This is a genomic window from Streptomyces purpurascens (assembly GCF_045040895.1).
GTDB lineage: Bacteria > Actinomycetota > Actinomycetes > Streptomycetales > Streptomycetaceae > Streptomyces > Streptomyces purpurascens.
Window position 1 is genome coordinate 8980089 of record NZ_CP108341.1, and the last position, 26031, is coordinate 9006119.

23 protein-coding genes are annotated in these 26031 nt (G+C 70.9%); 12 read left to right on the forward strand and 11 right to left on the reverse strand.

Annotated features, from left to right (window positions below; genetic code table 11):
- Positions 1-9 precede the first annotated feature (9 nt).
- Positions 10-2103 (reverse strand): 3-hydroxybutyrate oligomer hydrolase family protein, encoded by a 2094-nt coding sequence (locus OHU35_RS40685; RefSeq protein ID WP_405508991.1) that lies wholly within the window; start codon positions 2101-2103, stop codon positions 10-12.
- Positions 2104-2115: 12 nt separating this feature from the next.
- Positions 2116-3453 (reverse strand): CitMHS family transporter, encoded by a 1338-nt coding sequence (locus tag OHU35_RS40690; RefSeq protein ID WP_405508992.1) that lies wholly within the window; start codon positions 3451-3453, stop codon positions 2116-2118.
- 165 nt (positions 3454-3618) lie between these two features.
- Between OHU35_RS40690 and OHU35_RS40695 the strand changes: the two genes are divergently transcribed.
- From OHU35_RS40695 to OHU35_RS40720, 6 genes are all read left to right on the forward strand, one after another.
- Complete coding sequence (locus OHU35_RS40695; RefSeq protein WP_189727407.1) at positions 3619-4542, forward strand: LysR family transcriptional regulator; 924 nt, start codon at positions 3619-3621, stop codon at positions 4540-4542.
- Positions 4543-4661: 119 nt separating this feature from the next.
- Complete coding sequence (locus tag OHU35_RS40700) at positions 4662-5882, forward strand: CaiB/BaiF CoA transferase family protein (RefSeq protein ID WP_405508994.1); 1221 nt, start codon at positions 4662-4664, stop codon at positions 5880-5882.
- On the forward strand, positions 5872-6801 hold the full coding sequence (locus OHU35_RS40705; protein ID WP_405508995.1) for an HpcH/HpaI aldolase/citrate lyase family protein: 930 nt from the start codon (positions 5872-5874) through the stop codon (positions 6799-6801). Before OHU35_RS40700 ends, OHU35_RS40705 begins: the two co-directional genes overlap by 11 nt.
- Before the next feature lie 152 nt (positions 6802-6953).
- A complete protein-coding gene (locus tag OHU35_RS40710) occupies positions 6954-7391 on the forward strand; it encodes a Fur family transcriptional regulator (RefSeq protein WP_189727404.1) in 438 nt (145 codons plus the stop codon).
- Positions 7392-7442: 51 nt separating this feature from the next.
- Positions 7443-9668: a catalase/peroxidase HPI gene (gene katG, locus OHU35_RS40715; protein WP_189727403.1), complete on the forward strand. Its 2226-nt coding sequence runs from the start codon at positions 7443-7445 to the stop codon at positions 9666-9668.
- 175 nt (positions 9669-9843) lie between these two features.
- Positions 9844-10617, forward strand: coding sequence for a carbonic anhydrase (locus tag OHU35_RS40720; protein WP_405508998.1), 774 nt, complete (start codon positions 9844-9846; stop codon positions 10615-10617).
- Between the two features lie 46 nt (positions 10618-10663).
- Here the strand turns inward: OHU35_RS40720 and OHU35_RS40725 are convergent, their stop codons facing one another.
- Both OHU35_RS40725 and OHU35_RS40730 read right to left on the reverse strand, forming a co-directional pair.
- Entirely contained in the window at positions 10664-12061 is a 1398-nt protein-coding gene (locus OHU35_RS40725; RefSeq protein WP_405509000.1) for a Tat pathway signal sequence domain protein, read from the reverse strand.
- Between the two features lie 115 nt (positions 12062-12176).
- A complete protein-coding gene (locus OHU35_RS40730) occupies positions 12177-13895 on the reverse strand; it encodes a VanW family protein (protein ID WP_405509002.1) in 1719 nt (572 codons plus the stop codon).
- 219 nt (positions 13896-14114) lie between these two features.
- On the opposite strand from OHU35_RS40730, the gene OHU35_RS40735 reads away from it, so the two are divergent.
- The 3 genes from OHU35_RS40735 to OHU35_RS40745 all read left to right on the forward strand — a co-directional run bounded on the left by OHU35_RS40735 (position 14115) and on the right by OHU35_RS40745 (position 17033).
- Complete coding sequence (locus OHU35_RS40735; RefSeq protein ID WP_405509003.1) at positions 14115-15377, forward strand: glycosyltransferase family 4 protein; 1263 nt, start codon at positions 14115-14117, stop codon at positions 15375-15377.
- Positions 15377-16186, forward strand: a complete 810-nt coding sequence (locus OHU35_RS40740) for a transferase (RefSeq protein WP_405509423.1) — start codon at positions 15377-15379, stop codon at positions 16184-16186. Before OHU35_RS40735 ends, OHU35_RS40740 begins: the two co-directional genes overlap by 1 nt.
- A 187-nt stretch (positions 16187-16373) precedes the next feature.
- Entirely contained in the window at positions 16374-17033 is a 660-nt protein-coding gene (locus OHU35_RS40745) for a YceI family protein (protein WP_189727398.1), read from the forward strand.
- Positions 17034-17173: 140 nt separating this feature from the next.
- Here OHU35_RS40745 and OHU35_RS40750 read toward each other — a convergent pair whose 3' ends face one another.
- The 3 genes from OHU35_RS40750 to OHU35_RS40760 form a co-directional block, all read right to left on the reverse strand.
- On the reverse strand, positions 17174-18184 hold the full coding sequence (locus tag OHU35_RS40750) for an MASE1 domain-containing protein (RefSeq protein WP_405509005.1): 1011 nt from the start codon (positions 18182-18184) through the stop codon (positions 17174-17176).
- Between the two features lie 50 nt (positions 18185-18234).
- Positions 18235-19065, reverse strand: coding sequence for a PP2C family protein-serine/threonine phosphatase (locus tag OHU35_RS40755; RefSeq protein ID WP_189727396.1), 831 nt, complete (start codon positions 19063-19065; stop codon positions 18235-18237).
- 104 nt (positions 19066-19169) lie between these two features.
- On the reverse strand, positions 19170-19991 hold the full coding sequence (locus tag OHU35_RS40760) for a DUF817 domain-containing protein (protein WP_405509008.1): 822 nt from the start codon (positions 19989-19991) through the stop codon (positions 19170-19172).
- A gap of 103 nt (positions 19992-20094) precedes the next feature.
- Here OHU35_RS40760 and OHU35_RS40765 point away from each other — a divergent pair, with 103 nt between their 5' ends.
- Positions 20095-20700 carry a DUF998 domain-containing protein gene (locus OHU35_RS40765; RefSeq protein ID WP_189727394.1) on the forward strand — a complete coding sequence of 202 codons (606 nt, stop codon included), beginning with the start codon at positions 20095-20097 and terminating at the stop codon, positions 20698-20700.
- 52 nt (positions 20701-20752) lie between these two features.
- Here OHU35_RS40765 and OHU35_RS40770 read toward each other — a convergent pair whose 3' ends face one another.
- Positions 20753-21289, reverse strand: coding sequence for a cupin domain-containing protein (locus tag OHU35_RS40770; RefSeq protein WP_405509010.1), 537 nt, complete (start codon positions 21287-21289; stop codon positions 20753-20755).
- Positions 21290-21406: 117 nt separating this feature from the next.
- Between OHU35_RS40770 and OHU35_RS40775 the strand changes: the two genes are divergently transcribed.
- The gene (locus OHU35_RS40775) at positions 21407-22048 is read left to right on the forward strand and encodes a pyridoxal-phosphate dependent enzyme (protein ID WP_405509011.1); all 642 of its coding nucleotides are present in this window, start codon (positions 21407-21409) and stop codon (positions 22046-22048) included.
- Positions 22049-22128: 80 nt separating this feature from the next.
- Here OHU35_RS40775 and OHU35_RS40780 read toward each other — a convergent pair whose 3' ends face one another.
- Complete coding sequence (locus OHU35_RS40780) at positions 22129-22737, reverse strand: pyridoxamine 5'-phosphate oxidase family protein (protein WP_229873187.1); 609 nt, start codon at positions 22735-22737, stop codon at positions 22129-22131.
- 337 nt (positions 22738-23074) lie between these two features.
- On the opposite strand from OHU35_RS40780, the gene OHU35_RS40785 reads away from it, so the two are divergent.
- Entirely contained in the window at positions 23075-23425 is a 351-nt protein-coding gene (locus OHU35_RS40785; RefSeq protein ID WP_189727390.1) for a transglycosylase family protein, read from the forward strand.
- Between the two features lie 43 nt (positions 23426-23468).
- Here the strand turns inward: OHU35_RS40785 and OHU35_RS40790 are convergent, their stop codons facing one another.
- Together OHU35_RS40790 and OHU35_RS40795 are read right to left on the reverse strand one after the other, a co-directional pair.
- On the reverse strand, positions 23469-24005 hold the full coding sequence (locus OHU35_RS40790) for a GNAT family N-acetyltransferase (protein ID WP_405509013.1): 537 nt from the start codon (positions 24003-24005) through the stop codon (positions 23469-23471).
- A gap of 60 nt (positions 24006-24065) precedes the next feature.
- On the reverse strand, positions 24066-25925 hold the full coding sequence (locus OHU35_RS40795) for a SpoIIE family protein phosphatase (RefSeq protein WP_405509014.1): 1860 nt from the start codon (positions 25923-25925) through the stop codon (positions 24066-24068).
- Positions 25926-26031 lie beyond the last annotated feature (106 nt).

Consider the following 26031-nt stretch of genomic DNA (forward strand, 5'->3'; position numbering starts at 1 on the left):
TTGCCGTGCTCAGCCGGGCACCTGGACCGTGTCGGACCGCACGCTGATGCGATCCCCGGGCGCGGGCGACGGCGCGATGGGCGGCACATGGGCTCGGGTGAGAGCGGGCGCGTGGCCGGGTTCGCCGCCGCGGGGCACGGTCCGTACGACCTGGCTGGGCGGCAGAGGACGGTCCTCGGTGAGCCGGGCCCACATCAGGTCGAGTGCCTGCTGGAAGTAGTAGCCGAGCGGCACATAGCGGTTGTCGTAGCCGGGCGCGGTGCTGTCGCTGTGATGGGCGTGCGTGACCTCGATGTAGGACAGCGAGCTCCTGCCGTGCTCGGTACGGGAGTTGAGCCCGAGGTAGGGCCGGGAGCTGTGGTTGACCGGGACCCGGGTGTCGTCGCGGCCGTGCACGACGAGGGCGGGTTTGCCGTGCAGGTTCCCGTCGCGCCGGGTGGCGTCGAGCCCCTGGGCCACCCGCCGGGCCCACATCCGCTCCTCGGAGGTCTCGGCCCTGTCGGGGAACGCCAGCCGGTAGGCGCACAGTTCGCCGTCGAGGTTGTAGTCGAGTGCGCCGTCCGGCCCGATGGACCGCCGGTCGGCGACCGGCCCGCCGAGCGAGCCGTCGTCGATCAGCGTGCCGGGGGAGGGCGCCCGCCCGCCGCTGGTCGCGAAGGCGGCGGCGAGCTGGGAACGGGTGTAGGGGGCGGGGCGGCCGGAGGCGTCGGTGGCCGCCCAGCTGTAGTCGCACAGCGCGTCGGTCACCGACGCGCGGGCGAAGCCCATCTCGTACGAGATGGGCGTCTGCGGGTCGTAGTGCGAGGCCTGCAAGTACCCGGACCGGGCCTGGAACCCGGCCCGGACCAGTGCCTTCCGCGCCAGCACGGGCAGCCCGCGCAGCCCGGCGCGTGCGGCGTCACGCCGCGGGATCAGCCGCGGGTCGTCACCCACCAGGTCGGAACAGCGGCGCCGTGCCGCCTCCGGATCGAAGGAGGTGTAGCCCGGTGCCGAGGGCTCGGCGAGCACCGCGCACGGCTGGAGCAGCGAGGCCAGGGACGCGTACCGCACCAGCGGCAGCCCGGCGCTCGTCACCCGCTGCCCGCCCTGTTCGACGGCGAGGCCGCGCAGCGGGGCGAGGTTCAGCTGCGGCTCCGAGGCCACCACCGCGTCGATCAGGCCCGACCGGTCCTCTTCCCCGGCGGCGACGGCGGCCCCACCGCCGTTGGAGACGCCCGCCGTGATCACCGTCGTGGTCGCGGGCGTGTACCCGGCAACGGGTGCGCCCTTCCGCCAGTCGCGGTTGAGCAGGGCGAGGGCGAGTTCGACCGAGCGGAGCACGTCGCGTCCCCAGCCTGCCTGGGGGTTCTGCCGGGAGTGGGCCTGCTTGAAGGCGACCCGGTAGGGGTGGCGCGCGTCGTACCGCCGGCGGGCGGTGTCGTCGAGTCCGCTGTCGAAGGCCGCGCCGGGGCCGGTCCGCGCGCGGGAGCCGACGGTGCCGTCGGTGGCCATGACGGTGTCGGAGCGCAGGTCGTGGAAGCCCGGGCCCATGCCCTTGTCGGTGAGGGCGACCGCACAGCGGTGGTGCAGTCCCCAGGCCCCGGCGCCGCCGACGGCGTTGTACACGTTCGCCAGCCCGGTCGCCGGCGCGGCCACGACACAGGGGCGTGCCCGGTCGAGGTCCGCCGGGACCTGGACGACGAAGGTGACGCCGCGCGCGCCCGTGCCTGCGGTGACGGTGTACTCGGTGCCGGCGATCCTCCCGTCACCGGGCACTGGTCGGCCGTCGGCGCCGATGTTCGGCCCGTACAGCCGCCCCAGCCCGCCCGCGTCGCTCCCGGAGAGCCCCGCCGCGGCCCACACGGCCCACCGCCGTAGCTCGGCCGGCGTGGGACGGCCGGGGTCGGCCACCGCCGGGGGAGTGGCACGGCGCAGACCCGAGAACCCCAGCCCGGCGGTGAGCAGGTCGTCCTCGTCGCCGTCGTAGGAACGCGAGGTGACGGAACCGACGAAGGACGGCAGCGTGCTGTCGGGGACCGCCCGGGCGGTGGACGCCGGCAGGGCGGAGGCGGCGAGGGACACGGCGAACAGCAGCGGGACGAACCGCGCGGTGCGGGCAGGCATGCTGAGCCTCCGTCAGAGGGAGAGGGCGCCGGTGACGAGGGCGCCGGCGGTCATCACGAGCGTGGTGGCGAAGGCCCAGCGGAAGATGAAGCGCTGGTGCTCGCCGAGCTGGACGCCGCTCATGCCGACCAGAATGAAAGTGGAGGCGGTGAGCGGGCTGAGGGGGAAACCCGTCGTCATCTGGCCGAGGATCGCGGCCCGGGCGACCTCCGCCGGGTCGGTGCCGAAGCCGTGCGCCGTCTCGGCGAGGACGGGCAGGACACCGAAGTAGTACGCGTCCGGGGTGAAGACCAGACTCAGCGGCATGCCCGTGACGGCCACCAGCACCGGAAGATGACCGCCCAGGGAGTCCGGGATCACGGACACGAGCGCCTCGGCCATCTCGTCGATCATCCCGGTCCCGGTCAGGACTCCGGTGAGCACACCGGCCGCGAAGATCATCGTGGTGACGAGGACGACGTTCTTCGCGTGCTTGTCGAGCAGCGCCTGCTGCTGTTCCCACGTGGGGTGGTTGACCAGGAGGGCCACCGCGAACCCGAGGACGAACAGCACCGGCAGCGGCATGACCTCCAGGATCAGGGAGACGACGAGGGCGACGGTCAGCAGCAGGTTGAAGACGGTCAGCCAGAGCCGCGGAGGTTCCGTCACCCGGACGGCGCCGGGGCCGGCGCCGGGCGCGGTGGCGGTCGTGGGAACCGGCTCGTCGGCGACGGCCTCCTGGCCCGGCACAGCGATGGTGCCCAGGCGCTGCCGCTCCCGGCGGCCGATCAGCCAGGCCGCCACCAGGACCCACGCGATGCCGAGGCCCATCGCGGGCAGCACAGGCGTGAAGACGTCCGAACTCTCCAGCTTCAGCGCCGCCATGGCACGCACCGTCGGCCCGCCCCAGGGAACCATGTTCATCACGCCGGCACCCAGACAGACGACCCCGGACAGCACCAGCGGACTCATGCCCAGCTTCCGGTAGACGGGCAGCAGCGCCGAGACGGTGATGAGGAACGTCGAAGCCCCGTCGCCGTCCAGGGCCACGCACAGCGTCAGGACGGCCGTGGCGACGGTGATGCGCAGCGGATCGCCCTGCGCCGTCCGCAGCAGACCGCGGATCAGCGGATCGAACAGGCCCGCGTCCACCATGAGGCTGAAGTAGAGAACGGCGAAAGCGATCATGATGCCGGTGGGTGCCACCTTCGACAGCCCGTCGAGCACCATCCCGCCCAGCTCGCCCGCGAAGCCGCCCGCCAACGCCGCCAGCACCGGGAGCACCACCAGCGCGACCAGGACCGAGACGCGTCTGGTCATGGTGAGCAACAGGAACAGGGCGATCGTGGCGAAGCCCAGGGCTGCCTGCATGGTGACGCTCGCTTTCTCGGTGGCGGTCCCCGGCGGCGGAGAGCGGGGCGTACGGGGATAGCCGAGAGTGTCCGAGCGCCGGAAGATCCATGTCCAGCATCAAACCGGGATCTGTTCATGCGATCCGCGCATCAATCGGCCCGCACTGACGTACGCTTCCCGGCCATGGAAGCCACCTTGCGGCAGCTCTCGGCGTACGCGGCCGTCGCCCGGGAGACGAGTTTCACCGCGGCCGCCGCCCGGTTGGGCGTCTCGCAGTCGTCCCTCAGCCGCGCGGTCGCCGACCTGGAACGGCAGGTCGGCGCGCAACTCCTCGAACGCGACACCCGCAATGTGCAGTTGACCGCCGCCGGTGCGGAGGCGCTGCGCATCGCCGAGCAGATCCTGAGCGCCCACCGGGCCGGGATGAAGGAACTGGACCGCTTCCTGCTCGGCGAGTCCGGCACCGTCGCCGTCGCCACCCTGCCCTCCGTCGCCGCGGTGCTGCTCCCGCAGGTCATCTCCGGCTTCCGGCAGGACCGGCCGCGCGTGGCCGTACGCCTGCTGGACGGTCTGGAACGCGCGGTGCTGAACCGGGTCCTGTCCGGCGACGCGGACTTCGCGATCACCACGGTCGGGGTGCCCCCGGAGCGGCTGGAACACCGCCCCCTGGTCCGGGACCGCTTCGTCGCCGTCCTGCGCGAGGACCACCCGCTCGCCGAGCGCGACGAGGTCGGCTGGGCGGACCTGGCCCGCGAACCGTTCCTGGCCGTCGGGCGCGACTCGAGCGTGCGCCGGCTGACCGATGCCGCGTTCGGCCAGGTCGACGCGCACGCCGTACCCGCGGCGGAGGCCGGCAGTGTCGCCACCGTGGGCGGCCTCGTGGCCGCCGGCCTCGGCGTGAGCGCGCTGCCCGCCCTGGTCCTGCCCCTGTTGGGCACCGGGCCCTTCGTCTTCCGGCCGCTCGTCCACCCCGTGGTCGACCGGCGCCTCGACATCGCCCTGCGTGCACGGCGGACCCTCCCGTGCGTCACCGAGCGCTTCCTGGAGACGCTCGAGGACTTCCGGGCCAAGGGCAGGGAACTGCCGCCCGGGGTGTCCTGGGCCTGAGCCGTCCCGGAGGCCATTCATGCGATTTCCGCATTGATTGATGGCGTTCTTTTGCTGGACAGGCATTTCTGCGTCTCGGCAGTCTGAAGAACCAGCAGCTGAGCCGAGGGGACGCATCCGTGTCGGACAAGGACAAGCCGAACGCCACCGGGCAGGGGCAGTTGCGCGGGCTGAAGGTGGTCGAGTTCGCCCATGTGGTGGCCGGCCCGCTCGCGGGCTCGATGCTCGCCGACCAGGGCGCGGACGTCGTGCACGTCGAACCCCCGGGCGCCGGCGACGCCGCCCGGGCGATGGGGCCCCGGCGCGACGGCGTTCCCCTGTGGTTCAAGGTCGCCGGTCGCAACAAGCGCTCCGTCACCCTCGACCTGCACCACGAGGCGGCCCGTGCGGTCGCTCACCGCCTCGTCGCCTGGGCGGACGTCGTCATCGTCACCCTGCGCGCCGGGCGGCTGCGCAGCTGGGGCCTCGACTGGGAGGCCGTGCACCGGATCAACCCCCAGGCGGTCCTGCTGCAGATCTCCGGCTTCGGCGCCACCTCCAGCCAGGCCGACGCCCCCGGCTTCGGCAAGATGGGCGAGGCGCGCAGCGGCGTCGTCCACCTGACCGGTTCCCCCGACGGCCCGCCCGTCCACACCGGCTTCTCGCACGGCGACGCCGTGACCGGCCTGATGGGCGCCTACGCCGTTCTCGCCGCCCTCCACCGGCGCGACCACGACCCCGACTTCGACGGCGAGTGGATCGACCTCGCCCTGTTCGAGCCCCTCTTCCGGCTCGTCGAGTGGCAGGTCATCGTCCACGACCAGCTGGGCACGGTGCCGCAGCGCTCCGGCAACCAGCTGGCGGTCGCCCCCGCCGCCGTGATCAACACCTACCGCTCCCGCGACGCGCAGTGGATCACGGTGACCTCCGCGACCCTGCGCTCGGTGCGCAACGTGGCCCGGCTGCTGGGCCTGCCGGAGGAGGAGTTCGCCACGTCGGAGCAACAGCACGCACGACGCGGGGAGTTGGACGACGGTCTGCGGGCCTGGGTGGCGGAGCGCTCCGAGGCCGAGTGCCTGGAGGCGTTCGCCCGCGCCGAGGTCGTGGCCTCCCGGGTGTTCGACGCGGCCGACATCGCCGCCGACCCCGTCTACGCCGAGCGCGAGGACATCGTCACCGTCGCCGACCCCGACCTCGGCGAAGTACGCATGCAGGCGGTCATCCCGCACTTCCGGCAACACCCCGGCCGCATCTGGCGCACCGGCCCCGCACTCGGCCAGGACAACGACCTCGTGTACCGGGACTGGCTCGGACTGAGCGACGAGGAACTCGCGGCCCTGGAGAAGAACGATGCCGTCTGACGCCGGGACACCCACTAGCGGCGAGGCGCGCGCCACGGCCCACCTGCGCTCCCTACTCTTCGTCCCCGGCCACCGCACCGACTGGCTCCCCAAGGCCCGAGCCGCCGGCGCCGACGCCGTCATCCTCGACCTTGAGGACGCGGTACCCGCGCCCGACAAGCCGCTCGCCCGCGGCCGGGTCACCGAGGCGCTGGCGGAGGCCGCCGCGGAACCGGCAGGGGCCATGCCCCTGTTCGTCCGTATCAACCCGCTCGACGACTGGACCGCCGCCGACGAACTGCGTGCCGTCGTACGCCCCGGAACGGCCGGGATCGTCTTGCCGAAAGTTCACACCGCCGCCGACGTGCGGCTCGCCGACCGCCTGATCACCTGGTGCGAACAGGAACAGGGCCTGCCCGTCGGCGCGACGGCCCTCGTCCCCCTGCTGGAGTCGGCCCGCGCCCTCCACGACGCCTACGACATCGCCGCCGCGGCCCCCCGGGTCGCCCACGCCGGCGCGCTGACCGCACCCGGCGGCGACGTGGAGCGCGCGGTCGGCTACCGCTGGAGCCCCCAGGGCACCGAGACAGTGGCGCTGCGCTCCCGCGTGCTGCTCGACGTCCGCGCCGCCGGAGCGCCGTACCCGGTGACCGGACTGTGGACGCACATCGCGGACCTGACGGGCCTGCGCGCCTTCGCCGAGCAGAACCGCGCCCTCGGCTACGACGGCATGATGGCCATCCATCCGACCCACATCCCCGTTATCAACGAGGTCTTCGCCCCCACCCCCGAAGAACTCGACCGCTGTGCCCGCCTCGTCGCCGCCGTGGAGTCGGCCCAGCGCACCGGCACCGGCGCGCTCTCCTTCGAGGGCCAGATGGTCGACGAGGCCATGGCGGCGACGGCACGAGCGGTGCTGACACGCCACGGACACGGCTGACACCCGCCGGCGGCACCCCACGGCACAATCACTGTGACGGAGTTCACAAACCTGCGATGAGGCCCGCCACACAAGGCCTCACGAAGACGACACCAAAATTGAACCGTTCGTTTTCTTGAACCGCTCGTGTTTGTGCCGTTAGGTTGTCCGGCATGACCGCATCCCGGAACCCGACCACCGCCGAAGAGCTCCGCGGTGCCGGCCTGCGGGTGACGGCCGCCCGCGTCGCGCTGCTCGAGACCGTGCGGGACGGTGACCACCTCGGCGCCGAGGCCATCGCCTCCGAGGTCCGCGGCCGTGTGGGCCACATCTCCGTCCAAGCCGTGTACGAGGGACTCCACGCACTCACCGGGGCAGGACTCATACGCCGCCTCGACCCGCCGAACAGCCCGGCCCTCTACGAGGGACGGGTCGGCGACAACCACCACCACCTCGTCTGCCGGTCGTGCGGGGCCGTCGCCGACGTCGACTGCGCGGTCGGCCACGCTCCCTGTCTGACCGCGTCCGACGACCGCGGCTTCGCCGTCGACGAGGCCGAGGTCATCTACTGGGGCCTGTGCCCCGCCTGTTCCACCGCACGCAGTTCCTGAGCAATGTGATCCACCCGAGCACTGTGATCCACCCCCTCCGGAAGGATTTCCATGACTGAGAACCACGACGCGATCGTCACCGAACCGAAGTCGGAGGAGACGGGAGGCGGCTGCCCGGTCGCGCACGGCCGCGCCCTGCACCCGACCCAGGGTGGCGGCAACCGCCAGTGGTGGCCCGAGCGGCTCAACCTGAAGATCCTTGCCAAGAACCCCGAGGTGGCCAATCCTCTCGGTGGGGACTTCGACTACGCCGAGGCCTTCAAGAACCTCGATCTCGACGCCGTCAAACAGGACATCGCCGAGGTGCTGACCACCTCGCAGGACTGGTGGCCCGCCGACTTCGGCAACTACGGCCCGCTGATGATCCGTATGGCCTGGCACAGCGCCGGCACCTACCGCATTCATGACGGCCGCGGCGGCGCCGGCGCCGGCCAGCAGCGCTTCGCCCCGCTCAACAGCTGGCCGGACAACGGCAACCTCGACAAGGCCCGCCGTCTGCTGTGGCCGGTCAAGAAGAAGTACGGCCAGTCCATCTCCTGGGCCGACCTCCTGATCCTCACCGGCAACGTCGCCCTGGAGCAGATGGGCTTCGAGACCTTCGGCTTCGCCGGTGGCCGCGCCGACGTCTGGGAGGCCGAGGAGGACGTCTACTGGGGTCCCGAGACCACCTGGCTCGACGACAAGCGCTACACCGGCGACCGCGAGCTGGAGAACCCGCTCGGCGCCGTCCAGATGGGCCTCATCTACGTCAACCCGGAGGGCCCGAACGGCAACCCGGACCCGATCGCCGCGGCCCGCGACATCCGTGAGACGTTCGGCCGCATGGCGATGAACGACGAGGAGACCGTCGCCCTGATCGCCGGTGGCCACACCTTCGGCAAGACCCACGGTGCCGGCCCCGCCGACAACGTCGGCGCCGACCCCGAGGCCGCCTCCATGGAGGAGCAGGGCCTGGGCTGGAGGAGCACCTACGGCACGGGCAAGGGCGGGGACGCCATCACCTCCGGCCTCGAGGTCACCTGGACCACGACCCCGACCCAGTGGAGCAACGGCTTCTTCAAGAACCTCTTCGAGTTCGAGTACGAGCTCGAGCAGAGCCCGGCCGGTGCCAACCAGTGGGTCGCCAAGGACGCCCCGGAGATCGTCCCGGACGCGCACGACTCGTCGAAGAAGCACCGCCCGAAGATGCTCACCACCGACCTGTCGCTGCGTTTCGACCCGATCTACGAGCCCATCTCCCGCCGGTTCTACGAGAACCCGCAGGAGTTCGCGGACGCCTTCGCCCGCGCCTGGTTCAAGCTGACCCACCGTGACATGGGCCCGAAGTCCCTGTACCTCGGCCCGGAGGTCCCGGAGGAGACCCTGATCTGGCAGGACCCGCTGCCCGAGGCCGAGGGCGAGACCATCGGCGCCGAGGACATCGAGACGCTGAAGACCAAGCTCCTCGAGTCGGGCCTGTCCGTCTCGCAGCTGGTGTCCACCGCCTGGGCCTCGGCGTCCACCTTCCGCGGCAGCGACAAGCGCGGCGGCGCCAACGGCGCCCGCATCCGCCTGCAGCCGCAGCGCGGCTGGGAGGTCAACGAGCCCGACGAGCTCGCGCAGGTCCTGCGCGTCCTGGAAGGCATCCAGGCGGAGTTCAACTCCGGCGCCGGTGCCAAGAAGGTCTCCCTCGCCGACCTGATCGTCCTCGGTGGCTCCGCCGCCGTCGAGAAGGCCGCCAAGGAAGCCGGCTTCCAGGTGCAGGTTCCCTTCACCGCGGGCCGTGTGGACGCGACGGAGGAGCACACCGACGCCGAGTCCTTCGAGGCGCTCGAGCCGGCCGCCGACGGATTCCGCAACTACCACGGCAAGGGCAACCGCCTGCCGGCCGAGTTCCTGCTGCTCGACAGGGCGAACCTGCTCACCCTGAGCGCGCCCGAGACGACCGTCCTGGTCGGCGGCCTGCGTGTCCTGGGCGCCAACTACCAGCAGTCCCCGCTCGGTGCCTTCACCAAGACGCCCGGTTCGCTGACCAACGACTTCTTCGTCAACCTGCTCGACCTGGGCACCACGTGGAAGTCGACGTCCGAGGACCAGACCACGTTCGAGGGCCGCGACGCCGACACCGGCGAGGTCAAGTGGGCCGGCACCCGCGCCGACCTGGTCTTCGGCTCGAACTCCGAGCTGCGCGCGCTCGCCGAGGTCTACGCGAGCGACGACGCGAAGGAGAAGTTCGTGAACGACTTCGTCGCCGCGTGGGTCAAGGTCATGAACCTGGACCGGTTCGACCTGGTCTGATCACCTCCGCCTGACAGGACGTCCGGTCCCGGCCCGCAAGGGCCGGGACCGGACGTCCTGCTTTTCTCTGAGGGACCGTCAAGAACCGTTCAAGGTAAGAACATCACTTACCCAACTCTCACCATGAATCGGCAAGGATCGCTGCCGGCCCCGAACTCGGGCATACGTTCTGGCCGTGAACACAGATTCCGCTGCCCACAGAGGCGCCGGCCGTGAAGCGCACCCCTTCGCCGGTCCACGGCCGACCACCGGTGGCACCGTCCGCCGCACTCTCCTGCGCACCGCGCTGACCGGGGCCGCAGCCCTCGGCGCGGGCCTCGGCGCCGCCCGGCCGGCCACCGCCGCCCCCACCCGAGGTTCACGGCCCGGCACCCCGGCCGAGGCCCTCAAAGAGCTGGCCGCGGGCAACCGTCGCTGGCGTGCCTACCGCGAACGCCACCCGCACGAAACCCCCGCCATCCGGCGCACGTTGGCCACAGCTCAGCACCCCTTCGCGGTCGTGCTCGGCTGTATCGACTCCCGCGTCCCCCCGGAGCTGGTCTTCGACCAGGGGCTGGGGGACCTGATGACCGTCCGCACCGCCGGTGAGGTCCTGGACGAGGCCGTGCTCGGCAGCGTCGCCTACGGCGTTCTGGAACTCGGCATACCGCTGGTCGTCGTGCTCGGGCACCAGTCGTGCGGCGCCGTGCGTGCCGCCGTCGAGGCCGAGCGGTCCGGGAGCCACCTGCCCGCGCACATCCAGTACCTGGCCGACCAGATAAGTCCGGCCATAGACCACAGCAAGGAAGGCGACGCCCGCATCGACGCGACCGTCGACGCCCATGTCAGGCTCGTACGCTCCAAGCTGGAAGCGGAGCCCGACCTCGCCGCCAAGATATCCACCGGCAAGCTGGCGATCGTGGGAGCCCGCTACGAGCTGACCGACCAGACCGTCCACCACGTCAGTTGAGAAACTGCCCGGTCCGCCGCACGCGTCGGCGGACCGGGCAGCCCTGTCACGCCTCCAGCGGATTGGAGCGCGCCGCCGCCAGCAGGTACCAGGCGGTCGCCCCGGTGTGCCGGTAGGGGTAGTAGCCGAAGCCGAACCCGGTGTCCAGCGGACTGCTCGCGGACACCACCCCACAGCGCTCGGGAAGCGCCCTGCCGCCGACGGTCTGACCGCCGCCCAGCAGATCCTGGGCCTGCTCGATCGAGGCGATCAGACGCCGGGCCCGTGCCTCGTCACCACGGTCCCGCCGGTCCCGCAGGGCGAGCGCGAGGTGGGCAGTCCCCTCGAACCACACCCCGTTGCGGTCGGGCCTGGGCTGGCCCTCGGCGATCGGCGCGTCCTCGTTCGCCACGAGGCTCGCCGAACTGAAGGTGACTCCCTCGTACGACTGCCCCGCGGGCACCGCGCTGTTCCTGCGCCCGGCATGGTCCAGGACCGTCAGCTCGGCCGCGGCCCAGTCCAGCGAACGCGAGTGGCCACGGCCACCGGAGCCGAGCGCGAGATGGGTCCAGGTCTGTGTGTCCTCCGGAATCGGGGACTTGTTGACGGTCACACCGTCGTTCGTGCCGGTGTAGAAGAAGCCCCCGGACGGCTCCCACATCCTCTTCACGAACGCCTCGGCCCGCCCGCGCCGCTCCAGCCACGCCCGGTCCCCGGTGAGCCGGGCGAGCCGGCCGAAGAGACACGCCAGGTCCGTGTTGTGCTCGGTCGAGGTGAACGGCAGCTTCTGGTTCGCCCCGTCCACCCCGAACTTGTAGCCGCCCAGGGGCTCGTCGGTCCGGCCGGTGCGCTCGATCCACTCGCCGATCCGTACGGCACCGGCGAGGAAGCGGCGCGCTCGGGTACGGCGGGCGAGCGCGCTCAGCGCGATCCCCGCCCAGGCCATGTCGCCCACCGCCGTGCCGGTGAAGCCGAACTGTGTGCCGACGTTGGCGGTGCCGTCCGCCCGTACGAAGCCGTCCGGCTGCAGCGAACCGTCGTAGAAGGTGTACGGCCCGACGTTGTAGGCCTGCCGGAGCCTGCCGTCGTCGTACGCCGGGTCGTGCGACTGGGCGTACAGGAGGGCGTCACCCAACGCCGTGGCCCTGGTGAGAGCGCCCGCGGTGCGGGCCGCGAGGTGGGCCAGGATCGCCAGGGCGTTGTCGTAGGTGAACGCGGTGCTGAACAGGCCGGCCTGGTCGGTGTAGCTCTGGGTCAGGCGGATGGCGCCGTGGTCGGGATAGGCGTCCATGGCCGCGGCGAGGAAGGCCCGTCCCCGAGCCGGGGCCGATCCCCGGCCGGCGACCGCCGAACCGGCCGCCATGGCCTGCCCGGTGCCGGCCGCGGCAAGCCCCGCGGCGCTGATGCCGAGTCCGGCACCGATGAGCGAACGCCGGCTGAACGCCGGGCCTTGTCTGCCAGTCATGGATCTCCCTTGAGAGCGCTCTCAGCACTGCGCGCTCATTCTGCTGACGCCCTGAGGACGGGTCAACGCCCCGGCAGGAAAGGAGAGTTCCACGAGAAGTCGAACGGCGGGTGGTTCACTCGCACACGATCTCGTCACGCGGCGTGTAGTGCGTGCGGTACGGCTCCCGCTTCACTTCCCTGCCGTCGTTGTAGAAGACGCGCTCCACGGTGACGTCGAAGCCTTCGAGCGGCGTCTGCGGCACGCACTCCTTGTCGTCGCTCGTCTCCTTCGCCGGCTTCTTCACCTCGGTGCGCGGACCCTTGACCGACTTGATCTCGTCGTACTTGCGGGTGCCGAGGAAGGAGACGGTCACGGACGTGTCCGTGGACTCGGCCTGGATGTAGATCGCCTTGCCGGAGTCGTTGGTGAACCTCAGGTCCAGGCTGCCCCAGGCGACCGTGGCCTCGCGGCCCTCCGGGTAGCGCTCGATGTAGAAGGAGTGCGCGCCGTGCTCCACGGGCTTGACCCCGGCGAAGAACAGCGCGTTGTACATGGTCGTCGCGACGGCCGAGACGCCGCCGCCGGCCGCCTTGGTGAACTTGTCGTCGAGGATGATGATGCCCTCGACGAAACCGTTCGCCTCGGTGCGCTCGCCGACGGTCCGGTTGAAGCTCCACGTCTCGTTCGGCTTGACGAGGGAGCCGTTGATGAGTTCCACCGCCCGGCCGATGTTCTTCGTGCGGTACTCGGCCGGTTCGAAGTGGACGGTGAAGGAGGACATCTTCTCCGTCAGCCCCAGCTCCGGGGCGTTCCCCCGGGTGACCTCCGGCTGGATCTCGCGTACGGCCACCTCGCCGTCGCGGCCGGAGCCCGATCGCGTGAGCAGCGGCAGCACCGCCTTGCCCAGCGCCTTGTCGGTGACCTCCTGGCCCACCCTGGCGTCCTCGGCGACCACGACCTTGTCGCCGTCCGACCCCAGCCTGGCGTTCTCGGCGGTGGTGGTGACGTCGTCCAGCGGGCCGGCCACTGCGGGGTCGGTGCGCAGCCCCTTGGCGTCGAGCTCCGGTCTCAGCCTGCCGCCGCCGTCCGGCCGCATGGCCAGATGCTCGCCCAGCGCGTCCTGGCCGACCGTGAACCGCTTGCCGCCCGCGGTGAGCGTGACGGGCGCCGACACGGCCGGCTCCGCGAACGTACGCACCGCCCGCCTGACCTCGTCGGCGGTGACCTTCGGCCGGGTCTCACGGGCCGGCAGTGACGTGACCGCGTCGGCGTCCCCGCGCAGGAAGGACGCGCGCAGGGGACCGACCGCGGCGTTCACGTCCAGCGCGTACCCCGTGCGCGCCGCGACCTCCTCGACCCGTCCGCCGTCGAAGGAGACGGCACCGTCACGGACCTTCTGGTCGAGCCCCTTCGCCAGCTGCCCGAGGGCCGCCCGGGCCTTGTCCTCGTCGAGGCGTACGACCGGCTCGATCACGCCGCCCGAACGGAAGAAGCCGCCGAACACGCTGAACGGATCGGCACCGGTACGTGCCGCCCGGTCGACGGTCTCCGGGATGTCGAAGGAGAGCCCGGCGCGCCGCGGATCGACCGAGCCCGTGCGCTCCCCGACCTTCACGGGAAGTTCCCGCGAGCCGTCCGCGCCCAGGTGCCGCTCCAGCTTCCGCACCGCCTCGGCACGGCTCAGCCCCCCGATATCCACCCCGCGCACGGTCGTCCCGGTGTCGATCTCCCCGCCCGCGAGCATCAGCCCGGCCAGATACAGACCGCCGACCCCCACGGCCAGCGCGCCGCCGGCCAGGGCGAAGGGCGGGAGGGACGTGATGCGCGGAAGGGAGGCTATTCGGGGGCGCATGGGTCTCCTGAAGATCGATACGAGGGTGCACCCGATGACGCGACGCTGCTGCGGGCAAACACATCAAGCTATCCACAACCGGGCGGCAAACCGGTATGGCCCAGACCACTTATGTCCGAGATCACGTCAGAACCGGCGGGAACGCCCGCCCTGCCCCCTCACGGCCACAGAGTGGTAACGACGAACAACGGTCCGGTCGTTGACGCGGTCTAGGCCACCATGAAGATCTCTTTCCTGATCCACAACGCCTACGGAATCGGAGGCACGATCACCACCACGTTCAACCTGGCCGGGGCGCTCGCCGAGCGGCACGACGTCGAGATCGTCTCCGCGTTACGCCACCGCGAGCACCCCAATCTCACCCCGCACCCCCGGGTGCGGCTGCGGTCGCTGGTGGACCTGCGCAAGGAAGCGGACCATCCGCTGCACCGGAGACCGGCGCGGGTGTACCCGCCCGCCGAGTACCGCCACCAGCAGTACAGCGAGCTGACCGACCAGCGGATCGGCGAGCACCTCGAGTCGCTCGACGCCGACGTCGTCATCGGCACCCGCCCGGGCCTCAACGTGCACATCGCACGCCAGGCCCCGCAGCACGTCCTGCGCGTCGGCCAGGAGCACCTCACCCTGGACAACCACTCGCCGCGGCTGCGCACCGCGCTGCGCCGCGCCTACCGCCGCCTCGACGTCGTCACCACCGTCACGGAAGCGGACGCCGCCGCCTACCGGCGCAAGATGTGGCTGCCCGGCGTCCATGTGGAGGCCCTCCCGAACAGCGTTCCCGACCCCGCGCTGCCTCCCGCCGACGGCACCGCCAAGATCGTGATCGCCGCCGGCCGGCTGGTGCGGGTCAAGCGCTACGACCTCCTCATCGAGGCGTTCGCCCAGGTCGCCGCCGCGTTCCCGGACTGGCAGCTGCGCATCTACGGCAAGGGCGAGGAACAGCCCAGGCTGCGGCAGCTCATCGAACGCCTTGGCCTGTGGAACAACGTGTTCCTGATGGGGGCCGCCACCCCCATGGAGGCCGAATGGGCCAAGGCCTCGATCGCCGCGGCCACGTCCGACTTCGAGCCGTTCGGCATGACGATCGTCGAGGCGATGCGCTGCGGACTGCCCGTCGTCAGCACCGACTGCCCCTACGGCCCCGGCGAGATCATCAAGGACGGAGCCGACGGCCGGCTGGTGCCGGTCGGAGACCCCGACGCCCTCGCCTCGGCCCTGCTGGAACTCGTCGGCGACGACGAGCGCCGCCGCCGCATGGGCCGCACCGCCCTGGAGAACGCCCACCGCTTCGCCCCGGGCCCCGTCGTCGCACAGGCCGAACGCATCATCGACGAGGCCGTGACGGCCAGAGACACAGGCCGGCGGAGCATCGGGCAGGCCCGCCGGACGGACAGTCCGCTGACGGGACGGGGCCATGCCGCCCGCGACCTCGCCCACACCGCGGCCTACGGCGCCCTGCGCGCGATACGGAAGGGACGATGATGAGCAAGCACCACGACACCCCCCAGCGCACCGACTGCGCCATCGACACGGACGGCCGGATCACCTTCCGTCTTCCCCCGACCCCGGCCGCCCGCCCCCAGCTGCTCCTGGCGCTGCGCCCCAAGAAGGGCCGGCCCGAGACGACCCGCCACCACCTCGAGCTGGAACCCGACCCGGCCGACGGCAAGTGGCGCGCCGTGCTGGAACCGCACCATGCCCTCGACGAAGGCCGCTGGGACCTGTACCTGCTGCCGGAACCGGGCGCCGAACGACAGCGGCTGCGCCCCGGCCTGCGGGACCTGCGCGCCCTCGTGGACGGACACCTCCGCGACCGGCCCTCGCCGGTCGCCGTCCGGATCCCGTACGTCACGAAGGACGGCTTCCTCGCCCTGCGGGCATGGCTGCGCACCGCCCACGCCGAGGCCCGCAGGCTCGACGTCACCGACCGGGCCATCACGGTCGAGGCCCGCCTGCACGGCGCCCGGCTCCACGAGGACGCCACCGTGCGGCTGCGCCTGCGCGGCAGCGACACCGTACGGAGCCTCCGCCCCCGGATCGACGAGGACGGCAGGGGATTCTCCTTCACCGCCGGCCGGAAGGACCTGGCGGTCGACGGCGGGGGAGCCGGCCGGTTCTGGGACGCCTTCGTCCGGCCCACCGCCGACGCGCGGCCGATCAGGATCGGCCGGCTCCTCGACGACGTGGCGGACCGCAAGCACGTCTTTGTCTACCCGGCCATCACCGCGGACGGAACAGCCGCGCGTCCTTACTACACCGTCGACAACGACCTCGCGATCGAGATGACGTAAGCCGAATACCGACATGCCCGAAATGAAAATCCATGGAGTTTCGGGTGGTTATTTCGTCAAAGCGCCGCGACAGGCGTGTGTGGGTTTTGTGCAAAGCGGCGGCAAAAAGGTCACGCGCTCGTTCTCAACAGCCGCAAAAGGGAAGGGGACTTGCGGCAATAACCAAACTCAAGTACCTAGATGAATCATGAACCTGTTCAACCGCGTCGTGTCGTCCCGCCGGCAGGCGCCGCCCGTCCCCCCGCAGCGTCCGGCCGGCGCACCGGCATCGACTGCCGTGCTGCCGGACCCCCACCTGACGAACCTCACCGGTGAATGGGTTGTCGACCCCGCGCACAGCAGGATCGGCTTCTCCGTCCGGCACGCCATGGTGACCACCGTGCGCGGCTGTTTCCTGGAGTACGAAAGCCGGCTCTACTTCGACGCGCGTGACCCCGCCCGATCGCGGGCCGACATCACTCTGTTCACCTCCAGCGTCGACACCGGGGTGGAACAACGCGACGCCCATCTGGTCGGCCGTGACTTCCTGGACGCCGCGACCTATCCGCGTATGCGCTTCACCAGCACCGGCGTGGAACAGGCGGGGGCCGACCTCTTCCGCATGTCGGGCGAGCTCACCATCAAAGGCGTCTCACGCCCCGTCGTACTGGATCTGACCTACATCGGACACGTCACCGACCCCTTCGGATACGAAAGGGCCGGATTCGACGGCACCACCACCATCAACCGCTCCGACTGGGGGCTGACCTACAACAGCAGGCTGGCCGAGGGCGGTGCGATGGTGAGCGAGAAGGTGCGCCTGCAGCTCGACATCGCCGCCATCCGCATGGCCCCGTCGGCCGGCTGACCACTCCGGGCGCGGCCGTACGGCTCACGACACGGCGTCGGCCCGGGCCACGACCCGGAACGTGGCCGGGCCGAGCGTGAGGGCCCCGTCGCTCAGCGGCACGCACCGCACGCTGCGCGCCGGGGTCGATCGTCACGTCCTCACTCGTCCTTCCTCCGCGCGAGCCCGTCCTCCTCCGGAGGGCCCCGGCCGTCCGCCGACTCGCCCGCGGTGAGGTGCTCCAGGACCTCGACCAGTTCCTGGCACGCGCGCTCCACGGAACGCCGGGTGTGGATCTGCTCGGTGATCACGGCCGACAGGATGAGCGCCGTGAGGGCCATCGCCCCGTTGAAGGCCTGCAGCTTGAGCATCACCTCCACGCGGCTGAGCCCGTCGAACGGCCCGGCCCGGTCGGTCGCCGCCACCGTGACCATGATCGAGGCGAAGAGAGCGCACAGCATGCTGCCCGCCAGCTGGAAACGCAGAGCCGCCCAGATCAGCAGGGGATAGACGAGGAACAGCAGACTGAGCCAGCTGTGCGCGGCCAGCGGAACGACACAGCAGGCGATCAGCGCCAGGCCCGAGGCCTCCTTCCAGCGCGTCAGACGCAGGGGCGGGCGGATGCGGGCCAGCAGGAGCAGCACCGGGGTGACGATCAGCACCCCCATCGCGTCACCCACCCACCAGGCCAGCCACACGGCCCAGAAACTGGGTCCGTCGAGCTTGTCCGTGACGATCAGGAGGCCGGCGCCCACGGTCGAGCTGATCAGCATGGCGGTGAACGCCCCCAGGAACACCAGGGCGAGACCGTCCCGCAACCGCGCGAGATCGTTCCGGAATCCGGCCCGGCGCAGCAGCAGGTACCCGACGACGGGTGCCGCCGTGTTGCCCGCCAGGACGCCGAGCGCCGAGGGCGTGAGGGAGGTGATGGACAGGATGACGAAGAAGGCACCCAGGGCGATCCCCGGCCAGCAGCGCAGCCCGAAGATCAGCAGGAAGGCCACCGAGACGCCGGTGGGGGGCCAGATGGGTGTGACGACCGCGCCCTCGACGACCAGCTCCCGCAGCAGGCCCAGCTTGCCCGACACGTAATAGCAGGCGGCGACGGCCAGCGTCTGCAGAGCGAGGACGACCGGCGTACGCAGATCCTGGCTACCCACCACAGCAGCCATCAGACACCGAGGCCGTCGCGTCGGCGAGGTGAGAGCGGGGCCCTGCGGCCCTATGGCTGAGCGTCCGGCCCGTCGAGGCCGACCACCAGGACGGCGGCGTCGTCGTCGTGCCCCACACGCTCGGCGCCCTTGATCACGGCGGCCGCGAGCGCGTCCACGTCCATGCCCGCCACCGCCGCGATGCCGGCGAGCCGCGTCACCTGGTCCAGCCCCTCCTCGAGCCGCATCGACGGTCCCTCCACGACACCGTCCGTGAGCAGCACGAACACACCGCCCGTGGTGAGCTCGTACCGGGTCACCGGATACGGCGTCCCCGCCTGGACGCCGAGAGGCGGCCCGCCCTCGTCCGCGGTGAGGCCGGACTTCCCGTCGGCCGTGGCCCAGATGCAGGGCAGATGTCCCGCCCGCGCGCTCTCCAGCACCCCGGCGCACGGATCGAGCCGCATGAAGGTGCAGGTGGCGAACAGGTCCGAGCCGAGGGACAGCAGTAGATCGTTGGTCCGGGCCAGGACCTCGCCAGGCTCGCTGGTGACGGAGGCCAGGGCCCGCAGCGCGGCCCGCACCTGCCCCATGAAGGCGGCCGCCTCGATGTTGTGGCCCTGGACGTCACCGATGGACAGACCGATACGGCCGTCGCCCAGCGTGAAGGCGTCGTACCAGTCGCCGCCCACGTTGAGGCCCTGGCACGCGGGCGCGTACCGCACGGCCAGATGTAGCCGCCGGGCGACGGGCAGATCCCGCGGGAGCATGTCGCTCTGCAGCGCGAGGGCCAGCTCGACGCGGGAACGCTGCATCTCGGCCTGCGCTCGCGCCTGGGCCGTCAGATCCCCGAGCCTGGTCAGCAGCTCGTCGCCGTCGTCCGTGGTGCCGGTGCGGGACATTGATCACTCCGGCGAGGGTGGTCACGGTCGGTGACAACCCTCGGTGGAAAATCACTTAAAATACGTCCATAGGATGATACTCAGTCCAGGGCTCCGGCGACGACTCACGCTCCCCGCGCTCGCTCACCGCCCCGACCGGCCACCCCGGAGTCCGCACGCCGGCCGACCGCCGCGAGGACGAAGGTCACGCTGATCAGCAACGCCCACGCGCCGAACTTTCCCAGCCCCACGGGCTCCCATCCGTGCTGCTGATACGGATAGCGCCACGCGCCGACCAGGGTGGCCAGATTCTCCGCCACCCACAGGAAGAACCCGATCAGGACGAACGACACGGCCAGCGGCATCCGCCGACGCACGCCCCGCACCGTGAAGTGCACCGACGTCCCCATGGTGACGGCCACGAGCAGCCCGGCCAGCACCCACCGCACGTCGGGCAGCCAGTGATGGCTGAAGAAGTTGACGTAGATGGCCGCCGCCACGGCAGCGGTCGCACGCGGCCGATAGCGCACGATCTCCAGGTCGAACAGATGCCAGGCACGGCAGATGTAGCTGCCGACAGCCGCGTAGAGAAACCCGCCGTACAGCGGTACACCGGCGAACTTCAGCACAGCGGGCTCCGGGTAGCTCCAGGAGCCGAGCGACACCTTCACCAGCTCGAACGCCAGACCGATGACATGGCAGACCGCTATGACGGCGACGTCCCGCCCGTTCTCCCAGCCGCGCATCCAGAACACCAGCGTGAGCAGCACGCCGTAGACCACCAGCAAGTCGTAGCGCGCCACAGGGAGCTCGGGCAGCAGCGTGGACACGGCCACGCCGCACAGCAGGGCGATGGCGAACGCGCAGGCCCGCGTCTGTGTCCACGCGAAGTCGAGCAGCTGACGCACCGGTGCGGCCCAGGGGCCGGCGAAGCTTGAAGGGATCATGGTGCCCTTTAGGACGGCACCGCGCGACGACCGGTTGCGGTGCGAACCTCCCCACCCGCCACTCGCTGGGCGAGGAGCCGAAGATCCGCTTTACGGTGTTCTGGTGCGCTCTGTTCCGAAATGGGTACTGATGTCGTCCGGCTGCGCGCCCGTAGTGTTGATCATGGGCTGGGCGGTGTCGGCATCCCTGCAAGGTCCCTCCTACGACCCCGCCGTCCAGACGATCAGCGTCCTCGCTGCTCCCGGCGGCTCGAGCTACTGGGTGATGACGGCCGCCTTCATCACCCTGGGCATCTGCCACCTGCTCACCGCGTGGGGGCTGCGCCCGGCCGCGCCCGCGGGACGCGCGGCCCTGGCGGCCGGGGGAGTGGCGGCCTTGGCGGTGGCCCTGTTCCCGTCGCCGAGCAGCGGCGGCTCCCTCCCCCACGGTTCGGTCGCCGTCGTCGGCTTCGTCGTCCTCGCGGTCTGGCCCGTCCTGGCCGCCAGAAGGGGCCACGCCGTGCCATGGGCCCTCCGGCCCTTTCCCTCCCTGGGGGCGACCGCCGTGATGGCGCTGGGCGCGGCATGGTTCCTGGCCGAACTCCACCAGCAGGGCGCACCTGGCGCAGCTGAGCGTGCGGTGACGACGATCCAGTCGGTCTGGCCTTTCACGGTCGTCCTGTCCTGCTTCTCCTTTCCCCGCTCCGCGCGCGACGAGTACCGAGGCTGACCCCTCAGTCCCCGCACGCCTCCAGGTAGGGCGTCGGCGGCCGCTTCCCGTCTCAGCTGCGCGCGGCGAGTGCCTCGCGCCACGCCGGGCTGTCGACGTAGTGGTTGTCGAACCGCTCCGAGGAGTCCTTGATCTCCTGCGGGTCGGCCTCGCCGCGCATCACCCGGCCGAGGAGCCGCAGATAGTCGAAGCGGCCGGCGCCCGGGGTGAAGACGAACAGGACGTCGGCCGTCCTGCCGGGCGCCGCGGCGAAGGCGTGCGGGGTGTGCGGAGGCACGAGGAGGAAGTCGCCCGCCTCCAGGACGGTGATCTCCTCGCCCACCAGCACCTGAAGCGCTCCGTCGATCACGAAGAACATCTCGGACGCCTTGGTGTGCAGATGGGCGGGAGCTCCGACCGCGCCTTCGGCGAACGTCGACCGGTAGCTGGTGAGCCGCCCGCCGGTGTGGCCGGAGTCCGCGAGAAGGGTCATGACACTGCTGGGGTCACGGGTCGTCTCGGCGTCGGCGGCGCGGGTGAGGACCGGGCCGAAGTCCGCGTTCTGCGTGGTCTGCGTCGTCTGCGTGGTCTCGTTCGTCTTCGTCGTCATGACTACGACTCTATGGAGCCGATCGACCGGCTGCCGGGTGCATTTCAAGGCCATAATCATGGGTCAATTTGCCCTGGCACCCCCTCCTTCGTCGAGGCCGCAATAGGCTGCCGCGTCGTGCGGAAGACGCGCCTCGACAGCTCTCGGATCCGGGCGGCTCGCCGGGTGATCGACCCGGTGTTCCTCGACACCCCGCTGTACCGCTGCGAGGCCCTGGAACCCGATCTCGGGTGCACGGTGAGCATCACGCTCGAAACGGCGAACCCGGTCCGCAGTTTCAAGGCCTGGTCCGGTCGCGGCCGGGCGGCGGTCATCGCGCGCCACGACGGCATCCGGCTGGTCGAAGACAGCCTGGACCTCGAGACCTGCGAGGGCGCGGCGACCGTCGGCCTGGAACCGGTGGACACCGTGCCGTCGTTCGACGCCGTCCTGATCGCCCTCGGCGGCGGGGCACTGGCCACCGGTGTGGGCCAGGTGGTGAAGGCCCTGGCTCCCGGAGTCGAGGTGATCTGCGTCCAGCCGCTCGGCGCACCGGCGATGACACACTCGTGGCGCGGCCGGCGCGTCGCCGGTATGCGCATGCTCCTCGACCACGCCGGCCTCGTCGTCGAACCGTCGGCCGCGCTCGGCATCGCGGCGATCCTCAAGGACCGTGACCGCTTCGCCGGACGGCACGTGGTCACCATCGTGTGCGGCGGCAACGTCGACGTAGACGCCTATCACCGCTGGGTCGGCGCGGCTCCCACCCACAGGTCCTGACTCATCGCTCCGCGTGGCGGGGGAGAGGAGGCGGTGGGCGCCCGCCGTTCAGCGGTATCCGGGCGAAGGCCGGCCGGCGCTCAGCGGGAGGCCAGCCCCCGCTCCTGGGCCGCCGCCCCGAAGTAGTCGCCACCCTTGCGCTTGACGTCGTCGGTGCCCCAGGCCCGCTCGCCCTCGGGGGCGGAACCGTCCGCTCTGTCGGCGTTCTGCCGGAGCGGCGCTCTGACCAGCCTCGGTATGTGCTTCGAGCAGTGGATGTACGCCTCCTCGACCTCGACCTCCACCCACACGTGGGGACGGCGGCCGGGTACCGGATCAACCGGCAGGTCCGGATACCTCTGGCGCATCGTGTCGTCGGCGACCAGCCGCGCCCGGCCGTTGACATGCAGGCCGATACGGTCCTGGGCGAAGTCGATCATCAGCAGGCCGACGTGCGGGTTCTCCCGGATGTTGCCGAGCGAGGCCATGACGCCGTTCCCGCGGTACTCCGGGTATGCCAGGGCCCCTTCATGGAGCACCTGGAGAAAGCCGGGCGGGCCGGCCCGGAAGGTGCTGTCGCACTCGCCGTGGCGGTCCGCGGTCGCGAGGAAGAACATCTCCTGGCGGGCCACGAACTCCCGCATGCGTGGGTTGAGCCGGTCCAGCACCTGCTCGTCGTAGAACCGGTCGGCGCGGCCGACGGTGCCCAACTCACGTTGGATCTGGTGCTCGCCCCGACTTCCGGGCCGGTCTGCCCGCTCATCGTGGTGCAACGGTCCTCCTGACGGGGATCTCGGGTGTTCACCTGGGCGCAAGTGACTGATTCAGCCACCTGGCAGGCCGAAAAGCACCACCGGCCATGCACGAGAGAGTAGAGCACGACGAATCTCAGTCCCTCGGTGATCCGGCTCCGCGCCGAAGGCTTCGACCGGGCCCCCGGAAACCCTCACCAAATGCTTCTTTTGGCGTAGGAGTTCTTGTTCCCAGTTCGCTACTTATGTGACGAGATGCCACGGTCTGCATATGGTTTCGTCACAGAACGCTGAAATGATCAGAACGCGCGACTGTCGCCGCCGCAGGGCGAGTCCGGCCTTCGTGCTCTTCGCGGCGGCCGTGATACTCGGCGTTGCCACCAGCGCGGAGGCCCTGCCGTCCGCCCGGTTCGGGCCCGACTGGGACGCCATCGCCGCGTGCGAGTCCGGCGGGAACTGGAAGGCGAACACCGGCAACGGCCACTACGGCGGCCTGCAGTTCACCCAGTCCAGCTGGGTAGCCGCCGGAGGACGGAAGTTCGCCCCGCGCGCCGACCTGGCCACCCGCAAAGAGCAGATCACGGTGGCCAGGCGTTTGGCCGCGTTGCAGGGAATGTCCGCATGGTCCTGCGCGCGAGTGAAGTAGCCGGATTCACCGCCGATTTCTGAGTCACTCAGGACGTGGCTCGTCACATCGGGAGCGAGAGCAGGCGCACTGGCCCCGAAGGCCAGTACGCGTTGTCGCCCAGCGCGGTCACCATGGTCCGCAACGGCATGGACACCAGGCGGTTCTCGGGCTGTTCGACAAGTACGTCGTCATCGAGCGGGTTCCACCCGAGGCGCTGGTACAGCGGCACGAGGGCAGGTCTGCAGAACAGGAGCGCGTGCTGAGGCCCCATCGTGCGGGCGTGATCAAGTGCCGCTCGGACCACGAGCCGAGCCAACCCTCGGCCTTGCATGTCGGGTGCGACGGCCACTCCGCCGACGCCCAGCACTTCCGTCTCGACGTCGCCCATGGCGACGGGCAGCCGTAACAGGCCCGCGTGCGCCACAAGCCGGTCGCCGTGCCTGATGCCGAAGTGTTCCTTCTTGGGCAGCCAGGTCAGACCGGTGGCGGCAACACCGAAGGGGTCATCGCCGTCGCCGAGGATCTCGTCCTGCTCCGCCTTCGTGTAGTGGGGGAGCCGTACCACCGCTGGTGCCACAGGGAATTGCTCGTCGGACATCCCCACATGATGATCTCTTCCGCGAGGGCGGGCCAAGCAACTGCCCAGCCACTCGGCGAGTCAGTACCCACCGTGAGGGTCGCTGGTGGTGATGGTTCCCGCGCTCCTGAGTACCGGCACTGCTTCGAGCACGAGTATGGCGAGGTCGTCGTCGATGGGCTGGGTGCTGAAGTCGTGGGTGGTCTGGCGGATGCGCTCGGCGATGGCCTTGGCGCCGAGCCCTGTGCAGGTGGCGAGTATGCGCGCGAGGCCGTTGTTGTCGTCGAGTTGCTGTGTGCCGTTGCGGCGTTCGGTGACGCCGTCGGTGACACAGAGGAGTGTTTCGCCTGGCGTGAGGGTGATGGTGTCGGCGCGGTAATTGGCCTGTTCCTCGACGCCGAGGAGTATTTGGGGGCGGGCGGCGGATGTGACGGTGCCGTTTGTCGTCAGTCGTAGGGGTGGCGGGTGTCCGGCGCTGGCGATGGTGCACTGGGTGTTGCCGGTGGTGGGGTCGGGTTCGAGCTCTCCGTAGAGCAGGCTGAGCAGGCGAGGCCCTTCGTGTTCGCTGCGGGGTGCTTCGGCGGCTTCCTCGGTCATCGCGTGGTTGAGGCGGTTGAGGAGGGCTTCGACGCCGTGGCCCTCGCGTGCGAGAAGCCGTACGAGGTGGCGGGCGAGACCGGTGACGGACATGGCCTCCATGTCGTGGCCGGAGACGTCGCCGAGGAGGAAGCACCACCGGTGCCGACCCATGGGGAACAGGTCGTAGAAGTCCCCGCCGACGGTCTGGCCTTCCGCCCAGGGCTCGTAGACGATCGCCGTGTCGATGCCGGGGATGGCGGCGAGCGAGGTGGGGAGCTGCCGGCGCTGGAGCGTGCGGCTGATGGTCGCCTGGCGGGTGTAGTGGCGGGCGGTGACCACCGCCTGGGCCGTGCGGCGGGCGACGTCCTCGATGAGTCGTACGACGGTGTCGGTCAGTTCGGGCTGTCCTGCCTGGCCGATGAGGAGTGTGCCGTGGTATCGGCCGCCGGCGACGAGCGGGAAGGCCAGCGCGGAGCCGCCTGTGTTGCGGCTCGTCTCGCCTTCGGGCCAGGGCCAGGGGAGGCCGGTCGTGCTGAGTGCCGCGCTCGGGGGATCTTTCTCCAGGGACCGGCGGAGGGTGCGGATGTGCTGTTCGTCGGTGTGCCAGACGCGGGAAAGCCGTAGGCCGGCGTGGTCGGTGGTGAGCCATATGGCGCACCAGTCGGCGAGTCTGGGGACCAGGAGCTGTCCGGCGAGGGCGGCGACCATGTCCTCGTCCAGCTGTCCGGCGAGGAGTTCTCCGGCCTCGGCGAGGAACCACTGTCCTTCGCGTTCGGCCCACTGGGCTCGGTGGCCGGGGTGGCCGCGCGGCAGGGCGGGCTCGGGGGGAGGCGGCGGGCGGCGGGTGACCTCGGCCGGCAGGTCGGCGATGCGGTGCTCGGTGGTGGCGAGCGGGAGCGCCGTCGCGCACTCCACGCGGACCCATGTGGCTTTCCCGGCGCGCCGGGAGGTCACGCCCCAGGATTCGGCCAGTGCGTGCATGAGTTGCCGGCGGTAGCCGTGCACGGGGCTGTGCGGGCTTGTCGTGCCGCCGGGACGGCCGGCGGGACCGTGCTCCAGCACCTCGACCACGACACCCACCCACCCGGCCCGGGAACCGGCCTGTGCGGCCCCGTCCTCGGCCCAGGGGCCGGGTGCGTGCGGTCCCGGTCCGACCTCGAGGTGACAGGCCACTTCGAGGCCGGACCCGGCGTGTGCGGCAGCGCTGGTGACCAGTTCGCTGGCGAGCAGCACGGCATCGTCGACGGAGCGGTCGCTGATCGCCGGCGCCTCGGGGGAGTGGGGTGCGGTCCGTTCGGTGAGCACGGCGCGCACGAACTTGCGTGCCGCTGCGGCCGCGAGTTCGTTGGCGGGTACATGCATCCGTGCTGCTGTTGTTGAACGCGGACCGAAGGACCGTCCTGTCTGCGACCCCGCTTGTGGCCTCACGGCAACCCCTGCCCAGCTCACTGCGGACGAGTACAGGACG